General features: G+C 76.0%; 12 protein-coding genes. 11 read left to right on the plus strand and 1 reads right to left on the minus strand.

Annotated elements, in window-relative coordinates:
• Positions 1-11 precede the first annotated feature (11 nt).
• The 11 genes from AC5L34_RS20435 to AC5L34_RS20485 all read left to right on the plus strand — a co-directional run bounded on the left by AC5L34_RS20435 (position 12) and on the right by AC5L34_RS20485 (position 10052).
• Entirely contained in the window at positions 12-350 is a 339-nt protein-coding gene (locus AC5L34_RS20435) for a TcmI family type II polyketide cyclase (RefSeq protein ID WP_088999958.1), read from the plus strand.
• On the plus strand, positions 347-2068 hold the full coding sequence (locus tag AC5L34_RS20440) for an acetyl-CoA carboxylase carboxyltransferase subunit alpha (protein WP_441176638.1): 1722 nt from the start codon (positions 347-349) through the stop codon (positions 2066-2068). The genes AC5L34_RS20435 and AC5L34_RS20440 overlap by 4 nt, the downstream gene beginning before the upstream one ends.
• Positions 2065-2586: an acetyl-CoA carboxylase biotin carboxyl carrier protein gene (locus tag AC5L34_RS20445; RefSeq protein WP_441176637.1), complete on the plus strand. Its 522-nt coding sequence runs from the start codon at positions 2065-2067 to the stop codon at positions 2584-2586. Before AC5L34_RS20440 ends, AC5L34_RS20445 begins: the two co-directional genes overlap by 4 nt.
• Before the next feature lie 13 nt (positions 2587-2599).
• Positions 2600-3979 carry an acetyl-CoA carboxylase biotin carboxylase subunit gene (locus AC5L34_RS20450; protein ID WP_441176636.1) on the plus strand — a complete coding sequence of 460 codons (1380 nt, stop codon included), beginning with the start codon at positions 2600-2602 and terminating at the stop codon, positions 3977-3979.
• Entirely contained in the window at positions 3976-4701 is a 726-nt protein-coding gene (locus tag AC5L34_RS20455; protein WP_441176635.1) for an SRPBCC family protein, read from the plus strand. Before AC5L34_RS20450 ends, AC5L34_RS20455 begins: the two co-directional genes overlap by 4 nt.
• A complete protein-coding gene (locus AC5L34_RS20460) occupies positions 4694-5098 on the plus strand; it encodes a cupin domain-containing protein (RefSeq protein ID WP_441176634.1) in 405 nt (134 codons plus the stop codon). The genes AC5L34_RS20455 and AC5L34_RS20460 overlap by 8 nt, the downstream gene beginning before the upstream one ends.
• Positions 5095-6369, plus strand: coding sequence for a beta-ketoacyl-[acyl-carrier-protein] synthase family protein (locus AC5L34_RS20465; protein ID WP_494826456.1), 1275 nt, complete (start codon positions 5095-5097; stop codon positions 6367-6369). Before AC5L34_RS20460 ends, AC5L34_RS20465 begins: the two co-directional genes overlap by 4 nt.
• Positions 6366-7613: a beta-ketoacyl synthase N-terminal-like domain-containing protein gene (locus AC5L34_RS20470; protein WP_494826458.1), complete on the plus strand. Its 1248-nt coding sequence runs from the start codon at positions 6366-6368 to the stop codon at positions 7611-7613. Before AC5L34_RS20465 ends, AC5L34_RS20470 begins: the two co-directional genes overlap by 4 nt.
• Entirely contained in the window at positions 7610-7987 is a 378-nt protein-coding gene (locus tag AC5L34_RS20475; RefSeq protein ID WP_441176631.1) for an antibiotic biosynthesis monooxygenase family protein, read from the plus strand. The genes AC5L34_RS20470 and AC5L34_RS20475 overlap by 4 nt, the downstream gene beginning before the upstream one ends.
• Positions 7988-8087: 100 nt before the next feature.
• Positions 8088-8390, plus strand: coding sequence for a hypothetical protein (locus tag AC5L34_RS20480; protein ID WP_357720645.1), 303 nt, complete (start codon positions 8088-8090; stop codon positions 8388-8390).
• A 276-nt stretch (positions 8391-8666) separates the two neighbouring features.
• Complete coding sequence (locus AC5L34_RS20485) at positions 8667-10052, plus strand: class I adenylate-forming enzyme family protein (RefSeq protein WP_494826461.1); 1386 nt, start codon at positions 8667-8669, stop codon at positions 10050-10052.
• On the opposite strand, the gene AC5L34_RS20490 is transcribed toward AC5L34_RS20485, so the two are convergent.
• Complete coding sequence (locus tag AC5L34_RS20490; protein WP_494826463.1) at positions 9983-10702, minus strand: 4'-phosphopantetheinyl transferase family protein; 720 nt, start codon at positions 10700-10702, stop codon at positions 9983-9985. The genes AC5L34_RS20485 and AC5L34_RS20490 overlap by 70 nt on opposite strands.
• Between the last annotated feature and the right edge of the window lie 9 nt (positions 10703-10711).

Raw genomic sequence — 10711 nt, forward strand, 5'->3', positions numbered from 1 at the left:
GAGGCCGGTCCATGGACCGTTCGCTGATCGTCGCGAAGGTGGTGCCGAGCGCCGAGGCGCGCGTCGCCGAGATCTTCGCGGAGTCCGACGCGACCGAGCTGCCGCGCCTGGTCGGCGTCACGCACCGGTCGCTCTACCGGCTGGGTGACCTGTACGTGCACCTGCTGGAGACGGAGGCGCCGGGCGGGGCGGCCGTCGAGGCGGCCCGGGGCCACCCCGAGTTCGCCCGGGTGAGCGCCCGGCTGCGGCCGTACGTGTCGCCGTACCTGTCGACGTGGCGGGAGCCGCGCGACGCGATGGCCCGCTGCTTCTACCGCTTCGACGCCGCGCCCGCCGGGCGGCCGTCGTGACCGCCACCGCGCCCCGCGACGGGCAGCTCTGGTCCCGGTGCGGCGGCTGCGCCACCCTGCTGTACCGCAAGCGGCTGCGGCGCAACCTCGACGTCTGCCCCGAGTGCGGCGCGCACGCCCGCGTCGACGCACCCGAGCGGCTGGTGCAGCTCGTCGACCCGGGGTCGTTCACCGCCCTGCCGGAACGGCCGGCCGAGGTCGACCCGATCGGCTTCGTCGACCTGCTGCCGTACCCGCACCGGCTCACCGCCGCCCGCGCCGGCACCGGACTGGCCGAGGCGGTGGTCTGCGGCACCGCCACCGTCGGGCGGCATCCGTGCGTGCTGGCGGTGATGGACTTCCGCTTCCTGGGCGGCAGCCTGGGCTGCGTGGTGGGGGAGCTGATCACCCTGGCCGCCGAGCGGGCCCTCGCCGACGGGGTGCCGCTGGTCCTCGTCACCGCCTCCGGCGGGGCGCGGATGCAGGAGGGCGTCCTGTCGCTGATGCAGATGGCCACGGTCAGCCAGGCGGTCGCCGCGCTGCGGGAGGCCGGCCTGCTCACCGTCAGCGTGCTGACCGACCCGACGTACGGGGGCGTGGCCGCCTCGTTCGCCACCAACACCGACGTGGTGCTCGCCGAGAGCGGCGCGCGGATGGGCTTCGCGGGTCCCCGGGTGATCCGGCAGGTCACCGGCCGGGACCTGCCGGAGGGCTTCCAGACCGCCGACTTCCTGCTCCGGCACGGCCAGGTCGACATGGTGGTGCCCCGGCACGCGCTGCGGGGCCGGCTGGTGGCGCTGCTCGCCGCCGCCCGCGCGGGCCGCCGCCCCGCGTCCCGTACCGGCGTACCCCGGCAGGAGCCGTCACCGCTGGTGGCGCGGTCGGCCGGCGGGACCGCCGCGACGACGGCGCCGGGCCCGGCCGGCGACGCCTGGGAGACGGTACGGCTGGCCCGGCACCCCGGCCGGCCGACCACTCTGGACTACCTGGAGACGGCGTTCGACGGTTTCGTCGAGCTGCACGGCGACCGGCTCGGCGCGGACTGCCCGGCCGTGGTGGGCGGCCTGGCGCGCCTCGACGGCCGGCCGGTCATGGTCGTCGGGCACCAGAAGGGGCACACCACCGCCGAGCTGGTCGGGCGCAACTTCGGCATGGCCAGCCCGGCGGGGCACCGCAAGGCGCTGCGGCTGATGCGCCTCGCCGCCCGTCTCGGCCTGCCGGTGGTCACCCTGGTCGACACCCCGGGGGCCGATCCCGGCGTACGGGCCGAGGAACAGGGGCAGGCGGCGGCCATCGCCGAGAACATCCTCGCCCTGACCGTGCTGCCCACCCCCGTCGTCGCCGTGATCACCGGCGAGGGCGGCAGCGGTGGGGCGCTGGCCCTCGCGGTGGCCGACCGGGTGCTCATGCTCCAGCACGCCGTCTACTCGGTGATCAGCCCGGAGGGCTGCGCGGCCATCCTCTGGCCCGACCGGGGCGCCGCGCCGCAGGCGGCCCGCGCGTTGCGGCTGACCGCACCCGACCTGTGCCGGCTGGGGATCGTCGACGACCTGGTCCCCGAGCCGGCCCCGGCGGCGCACCACGACCCGGGGGCGGCCGCCCGGGCGCTGCGCGAGGCGGTGCTGGCACAGCTGCTGCCGCTGCTCGACGTGCCGCCCGCCACGCTGGTCCGCCGCCGGCGGCAGCGCTTCCGGCGCTTCGGCGCGGCCCGCCTCGGCGCCCGGGCGGGTGCCCGGTGAACGCCGGCGCGAGCCCCGTCGGCTCCCCGCCGTCGCCTCCCGCCCCGGAGCAGGCGGCCGGCGCGGAGGCCGGGCGCGGCACGGACGCCGTGCTGGCCGGGCTGCGGCGGCACGCCCGACACCTCGTCGCCGAGCTTCCTGGCCCGCTGCGGCGGGTGCGGCTGCGCGGCGGGGACACGGTGCTGGAGGTGGAGTGGCACGGCACGCCCGCCGAGCCCGTCCCCGCCGCCGACGCGGTGCGCCCGGCGCCCGCGCCGGCCGTCGCGCCGCCGCCGGACCGGTACGCCGTGCGCTCGCCCATCGTCGGCACGTTCCACCGCGCCCCGGAGCCGGGCGCCGCGCCCTTCGTCGCCGTCGGCGACCTGGTCCGTCCCGGGCAGGTGGTCGGCATCGTCGAGGCGATGAAGCTGATGAACGAGGTGAGCGCCGAGCGGGGCGGCCGGGTCGTCGAGGTCCTCGCCACCGACGGCCAGCCGGTCGAGTACGACCAGCCGCTGGTCGCGCTGGATCCGGACTGAGGGGCGGGCCGCGATGTTCGAGAAGGTCCTGATCGCCAACCGGGGGGAGATCGCCCTGCGGGTGCTGCGCGCGTGCCGCGAGCTGGGGGTGCGTACGGCGGTGGTCTACTCCACCGCGGACGCCGACTCCGTCGCCGTGCGTCTGGCCGACGAGGCCGTACGGATCGGGCCGCCGGCCAGCCGGCGCAGCTACCTCAACGCCGCCGCGATCGTGGAGGCGGCCCGGCAGGTGGGCGCGCAGGCGGTGCACCCCGGCTACGGGTTCCTCTCGGAGGACGCCGACTTCGCCGAGATCTGCGCCGACAACGGCCTGACGTTCATCGGCCCGCCGCCGGAGGTGATGGCCGTGCTGGCCGACAAGTCCTCCGCGCGGGCGCTGATGCGCCGGGCCGGGCTGCCCCTGCCGCCGGGCAGCGTCGCGCCGGTGCCCAGCGCCGCCGCGGCGGCGGAGGTGGCCGCCGAGGTGGGCTACCCGGTGATCGTCAAGGCGGCGGCCGGCGGCGGGGGACGGGGCATGACGGTGGTCGCCACCCCGGCGGAGCTGCCCCGGGCGTACGCGCGCACCCGCGCCGCCGCCCAGGCCGCCTTCGGCGACGACCGGGTGTACGTGGAGCGGTACCTGACCGACGCCCGGCACGTCGAGGTGCAGTTGCTGTGCGACTCCCACGGCAACGGGGTGCACCTGGGCACCCGGGACTGTTCGGTGCAGCGCCGCCACCAGAAGCTGGTGGAGGAGGCCCCCGCGCCGGCGCTGTCGGCCGGCACCGGGGAGGCCATCGCGGAGTGCGCCCTGCGCGGCGCCCTGCACGCGGGGTTCACCGGCGCCGGCACCGTGGAGTTCCTCGTGGACGGCGAGGAGCGGTTCCACTTCCTGGAGATCAACTGCCGGATCCAGGTGGAGCATCCCGTCACCGAGATGATCACCGGGATCGACCTGGTGCACGAGCAGCTGCACATCGCCGCCGGGGTGCCGCTGCGCTGGCGGCAGGAGGACGTCCGGCCGCACGGGGTGGCCATCGAGTGCCGGGTCAACGTGGAGGACCCGGACCGCGGCTTCGCCCCGACGCCCGGGCGACTGGACCGTTTCACCCCGCCCGGCGGCCCCTTCACCCGGGTCGACACGCACGGGCACGCCGGCTACCTGTTCGGCCCGCACTACGACTCCCTGCTGGCCAAGGTGGCGGTCTGGGCCCCGGACCGGGAGCTCGCGCTCAACCGGCTGGAACGCGCCCTCGACGAGTTCGACGTCGCCGGCCCCGGGGTCCGTACCACCATCCCGTTCGTCCGGCGGGTGCTCGACGACGCCGGGTTCCGCAAGGGCCGCTACTCCACCGGCCTGGTCGAGCAGTTGCTCGCCGGCCCGCCCGACGCACACCACAGGAGGCACCGATGACCGTCACCCATGGCCGTCCGCTGACCGCCGAGATCACCGACATCCTGGTGGCGAACTGCGGGCTGGACGCCGACGCCGCCGCCCGCGCCCCGGCCGCCTCCCTGGAGGAACTCGGCATGGACTCCCTGGCGCTGCTGGAACTCTCCGCCGTGGTCGCCGACCGGTGGCAGGTGCAGATCCCCGAGCAGGCCGGGCAGCTCAGCATCGCGGGCGTGGCCGAGCTGGTCGCCCGCCGCGCCGACACACCCGGGCACACCGAGAACAGCGTCCTCATCGCCGCGCCGCTGCCGCTGGTGTGGGACGTCACCAACGACGTCGCGAACTGGCCGGAGCTGTTCACCGAGTACGCCCGCGCGGAGATCCTGCACCGTGACGGCGACACCGTGCGGTTCCGGCTCACCATGCACCCCGACGAGAACGGCACGGTGTGGAGCTGGGTCAGCGAACGCACCGCCGACCCGGCCACCCGCCAGGTCCACGCCCGGCGGGTGGAGACCGGGCCGTTCGAGTACATGCGTATCCACTGGCGGTACACGCGGGAGCCCGGCGGCACCCGGATGACCTGGGTGCAGGACTTCGCGATGAAGCCGACCGCGCCGGTCGACGACGCGGGCATGACCGACCGGATCAACGCCAACAGCGCGGTGCAGCTCGCCGTCATCAAGGAGAAGATCGAGCGGCTGGCCAGCGCCGGCGTGGCGACGGGAGCCGGCGATGAGTGAGCGCGACCTGCGGCTCGTGGCCGCCGCCGACGTCGTCCCCGACAGCCGCCGCGGCGGCGAACTGCGGGTGCTGCTCGGCCCGAAGACCGTCGGCAGCACCTCGGGTTTCATGGGCGTGGCGGCGCTGCGCCCGGGGGAGCGGATCGCCGAGCACTACCACCCCTACAGCGAGGAGTTCCTCTACGTGGCACGCGGGGCGATCACCGTCGACCTGGACGACGAGCCGGTGCCGCTGCCCGCCGGGCAGGCGCTGTTCGTGCCCCGCAACGTGCGCCACCGGCTGCGCAACACCGGCGAGGAGCCGGCCGAGGTCGTCTTCCACCTCGGCCCGCTGGCGCCCCGGCCCGAGCTCGGGCACGTCGACACCGAGCTGGTCGAACAGCGAGGCGGATCGTGAGCGGGCGCCGCACGGTGGTGACGGGCGTCGGGGTGGTCGCCCCCGGCGGCGCCAGCCGGGACCGGTTCTGGAAGACGATCACCGAGGGGCGTACGGCGACGCGGCGGATCACCTTCTTCGATCCGTCGCCGTTCCGGTCCCAGATCGCCGCCGAGTGCGACTTCGACCCGGTGGCCGCCGGCCTGAGCGCGACCGAGCTGCGGCGCGCGGACCGGTACGTGCAGTTCGCCCTCGCCTGCGCCGCCGAGGCCGTCGCCGACGCCGGACTGGACCTCACCGACGCCGAGCGGGAACGCGCCGGCGTGGTGCTCGGCACCGCCGTCGGCGGCACCACGGCCCTGGAGCAGGAGTACGTGACGGTCAGCGACACCGGCCGGCGCTGGCTGGTCGACGCGGCGCGCGGTGGCCCGTACCTCTATCAGGCGCTCGTGCCCAGCAGCCTCGCCGCCGACGTGGCGTGCCGGCACCGGCTGCACGGCCCCGCGCAGGTGGTCTCCACCGGCTGCACCTCCGGCATCGACGCGATCGGGTACGCCCACCAGCTCATCGCCGACGGCGAGGCCGACATCGTGCTGGCCGGCGCCGCCGACTCGCCGATCTCCCCGGTCACCGTCGCCTCCTTCGACGCGATCAAGGCGACCAGTCCCGACAACGACGACCCGGCGCACGCCTCGCGCCCGTTCGACGCCGACCGGCACGGTTTCGTCCTCGCCGAGGGCGCGGCGGTGCTGGTGCTGGAGGAGGCCGGGCACGCCCGCCGTCGGGGGGCGCACGTCTACTGCGAGGTGGCCGGCTACGCCAGCCGCAGCAACGGCTACCACATGACGGGGCTGCGGCCCGACGGGCTGGAGATGGGCCTGGCGATCTCGGCGGCGCTGAGGCAGGGCCGCGTCGCCCCCGAGCAGGTCTCCTACATCAGCGCCCACGGCTCGGGCACGCGGCAGAACGACCGGCACGAGACGGCCGCCTTCAAGCGGGCGCTGGGTCAGGCCGCGTACGGGGTGCCGATCAGCTCGATCAAGTCGATGGTCGGGCACTCCCTCGGCGCGATCGGCTCGATCGAGATGGCGGCGTGCGCGCTGGCCGTCGAGTTCGGCGTGGTGCCGCCGACGGCCAACTGGAGCACCCGCGACCCGGAGTGCGACCTGGACTACGTGCCGAACGAGGCGCGGGAGCTGCCGGTGGACGTGGCGCTCTCGGTGGGCAGCGGCTTCGGCGGTTTCCAGTCGGCGATGGTGTTCCGCCGGGAGCCTGCCGGGGCGGTGTCGTGACGGCGCGGGCCGTGGTGACCGGCATCGGCGTCGTGGCGCCCAGCGGGGTCGGCGTGGACGCGCACTGGCGTACGGTGCTCGCCGGCACCCGCCGCACCGGGCCGATCACCCTGTTCGACCCCGCCGGCTACCCGACCCGCCACGGCGGGGAGGTGCCCGGCTTCGACGCCGCCGCGTACGCCGACAACCGGCGGCTGGTGCAGACCGACCGGTGGACGCACCTCGGCTTCGCCGCGACCCGGCTGGCGCTGGCCGACGCCGGCCTGCCCGAGCGGGCGCCCGACCCGTACGGCTACGCCGTCACGCTGGCCAGTTCCTCCGGCGGGAACCTGTTCGGGCAGCGGGAGCTGCAACGGCTCTGGGGTGGGCCGTCGCGCACGGTCGGGGCGTACCAGTCGATCGCCTGGTTCTACGCGGCCAGCGTCGGGCAGCTCTCCATCCACCACCAGTTCAAGGGGCCGTGCGGGGTGCTGGTCGCCGAGGCCGCCGGCGGGCTGGACAGCCTGGCGCACGCCGCCCGGGCGGTGCGCCGGGGCACGCCGGTGGTGATCGCCGGGGCGACCGAGTGTCCGCTGAGCCCGTACGCCCTGGCCTGCCAGCTGCGCTCGGGGCTGCTCAGCGACGTGTCCGACCCGGAGCGGGCGTACCGGCCGTTCGACGCCACCGCCAGCGGTTACCTGCCGGCCGAGGGTGGCGCGGTGTTCGTGGTGGAGGAGCTGGGCCACGCGCTGTCGCGGGGCGCCCGCGTCTACGGCGAGGTGACCGGCTGGGGGTCGACCCACGACGCCGTGCACACCACGGCGGACACGGCCGGCGACCCGGTCCAGTACGCCCGCGCGATGCGGCTGGCCCTGGACCGGGCCGGCGTCGGGCCGGAGGCGGTGGACGTGGTGCTGCCCGACGCGCTCGGCGTGCCCCGCTACGACCGCAGCGAGGCCACGGCGCTGCGCGCCGTCTTCGGCGACCGCCCGCCCCCGGTGACCACCCAGAAGCCGCTGACGGGCCGCGCCCATCAGGGCGGCTCGGCGCTGGACGTGGCCACCGCGCTGCTCGCGTTCGGCCACGACACGCTGCCGGCCTCCGCCGGACCGGACGAGGTGGCCGAGGGCTGCGAGCTGGACTTCCTGCGGGAGCACCGGCGGCCGCGCAGCCGGCTGGCGCTGGTCTGCGCGCGCGGCTTCGACGGGTTCAACAGCGCGCTGGTCCTGCGCGGGGCCGCGCCGCAGAGGGGAGCGACACCGTGAGCGAACAGGTCACCGGTACGACGCCGGTCGGGGCGCAGCGGCGTGCCGACGCGGGCGGGCAGCGGGCGCGGGTGGTGTTCCTGGTGCGGGTGCCGACCGAGCGCACGGAGGCGTTCCTGGCCGCGTACGAGCAGGTCCGGCACCTCGTGGCCGGCGGCGTGCCCGGGCACCTCGTCGACCAGGTCTGCCGGTCGTCGGCCGACCCGGAGCAGTGGCTGATCACCAGCGAGTGGGCGAGCCTGGCCGACTTCGAGGCATGGGAACGCAGCCCGGAGCACCGGGACCTGGTCCGGCCGATGCGGGAGTGCTTCACCGACGCGCGGTCGCTGCGCTTCGTCATCCACGCCCAGACCCCGGCCGTGGCGCGGGCCTGATCCGCGCACCGCTCGGGGGCGGGCCCCGCAGCCAGCCGCAGCCCGCCCGGGGCGCCGTGGCGGGGCTGTCGGGCGCCGGGCGCGGTGGCAGGCTGCGGGGATGAGCGAACGCGACCTGCCCGCGCTGACCCGGGCCGAACAGGAACTCGTCGAGCGCTACCTGCGCGTCGTCGACCTGGTCGCCCGGCTGAACCCGGCCCGCGACAGCGGGCACTTCGACCCGCTGGGCTGCGTGCTCGCCGCCCAGGCCCTGGCGGCCGAGGCGCGGGCGATCGCGGCCGTGGCGGAGCTGATGCGTGAGCGCGGCGAGACGGAGCTGCACGCCGGCACCCTGGCCCGCGCGATGCGCGCGATGGACGGGGAGCGGCGTACCGCCCGCGTGGTGCTCCCACCTGCCTCCTGACCTCCCTCCACCAACCGTTCAAGACCGCCATCGGCCGTCCGGTGGGCGTCTCGCGCCGTACGCACGATGGGTCATCCGGCGGTCACCCTGCGCCGCCGTACGCGCCCGATCCTGCCCGTCGAACCGGTCGTGGGCAATCCGGCCGGCCGCTCTTTCTGATCTAGCCATTCGCATCTAGCTATGCGTCCGGACGGCGTCGTAAGGTTCCCCGCAGCACCCCGACAGGCACACCTTATGGGCGGTTCCGCCCTCTTTGAGGCTGGGCGGTGAACGGTAGTGACGACGGGAAATCCTGCGGCGACAGACCCGCTCTGGGTTGACGAAATTCTGCTCCAAGGCCGTTCCACCGACATTTGTCTCCGACTGCCCGAACCGGTCGACCGGGACACCCTGCGCCGGCTGGTGAGCGGGGCGCAGTCCCGCCTCGTCGCGGCCGGACTGCGCCCCGGCGGCGCCGCCGCGCTGCGGCTGCCACCCTCGCTGGCCTACGTGGTGAACCTGCTGGCCACCTGGCGCAGCGGGGCGCAGGCGATCCTGCTCGACCACCGGCTCACCGACCACGAGGTCGGCCGGGCGCTGGAGCGGCTCACCCCGCAGGTGGTGGTGGCCCCGGTCCGCACCGGCGGCGGCGGGCTGCGGATCTTCGTCGACGTCACCGAGGGCGTCACCGCGTACGCCGACCGCCCGGCGGTCAGCGGGCACGCCGTGATCCAGCTCAGCTCCGGCTCCACCGGACCGTCCAAGGTGATCGGCCGTACCGCCGACGACCTGGTCGCCGAGGTGCGCCGCTACACCCGCATCGACGGCGTGGCGCTGCCCGGCGAGCGGATCATCCTGCTGCCCTCCATGGTGCACGTGCTGGGCCTGGTCGGCGGCCTGCTCTACGGCCTGCACGCCGGCGTCGAGCTGGTGCCGCCGGAGCGCCTGGCCGGCGACGCCGTGCTGGCCGCGATCGCCGCCGACGACTCGCCGGCCACCGTGCTCGGCGTACCGTTCCACATCGGACTGCTCGCCTCCACCCGTCCCACCGGGCCGCTGCCGCAGTTCAAGCGGATGACCACCGGCGGCGAGCTGGTCCCGGCCGCCGTCGCCGCCGCCTTCGCCGACCGCTACGGCGTGCCGCTGGGCAACATGTACGGGATGACCGAGGTCGGCGTCATCGGCACCGACCTGCACGGCCGGCACCGCCCGTCCATCACCCCCGCGCCCGGCATCGAGGTCCGGGAGGTCGACGGCGAGCTGCGGGTGAGCTGCCCCGCGTCGCCGTACGTCGGGCTGAGCGACCCCACCCGCTGGGCCGACGGCTGGCTGCACACCCGCGACGCCGGCACCGTCGATGCCGACACGGGCCTGGTCACCGTCCGCGGGCGGCTCGACTCGCAGGTCTCCGTCGGCGGCCTGAAGGTCGATCTGACCGAGGTGGAGGCGACCGTCGCCGCGCTGCCCGGCGTCGCCGCCGCCGTCGTCGTCTTCGACGGCGCGATCACCGCCTACGTGCAGCCCGACGGGCCGCTGTCGCAGGAGGTGCTCGACGACCTGCTCGCCGAGCGGCTGGCCGGCTACAAGCGACCCCGCACCCTGCGCCTGGTGGCTCAGTTGCCGCGCACCACCACCGGCAAGCTGGTCCGCTCGACCGACGCGCTGCGTACGGCGGCGACGTGACCACCGTGCCGCGCCGCCCCGACGTGCCCGTCCGCCTCGACCACGACCACCTCGACCGGCGCCGCGTCGACGGCGTCGACGGCGACCGCCAGGACCAGGCCCGCGCCCACGCCCGGATGCCCCACGCGCAGCCGTGCGAGACCGGGCACCGGCCGCAGCGACGCGTCCGCGCCGACGGGCACCGGCATCCGCCGGCGCAGGCCGCCGTCGCGCAGCCCCACCCCGAGGGCCTTGCCCACGGCCTCCTTCGCCGTCCACAGCCGCAGGAAGTCCGTCGCCTGCCCGTCGGCGGGCCGCCCGACCAGCCAGGCCGCCTCGGCGGGGGCGTACCACCGCCGGGCCAGCGCCGCCGCGGGCAGCGGCCGGCACCGCTCCACGTCCACGCCCACCGGGCCACCCGCCCGGGCGGCGACCACCACCACCGGGCCCGACCGGCTGACGCTGACCGGCAGCCGCGCCTCCGGGCCGCGCACCGCGACCAGCGGACGCCCGTCGCGGCCGCGCTCCACCACGATCTCCGCCTCCGCGCGGCCGAGCAGCGCGGCACCCGCCCGCCGCAACAGCCGACCGGCCGGGGCCGGCCGACCGCCGACGCCCCGACCGATCCACACGTACGCGGTGTCCCGACCGGGCACCGGTAACTGGCTCACGGAAAGAGG

It is taken from the genome of Micromonospora sp. ZG13, assembly GCF_059359355.1.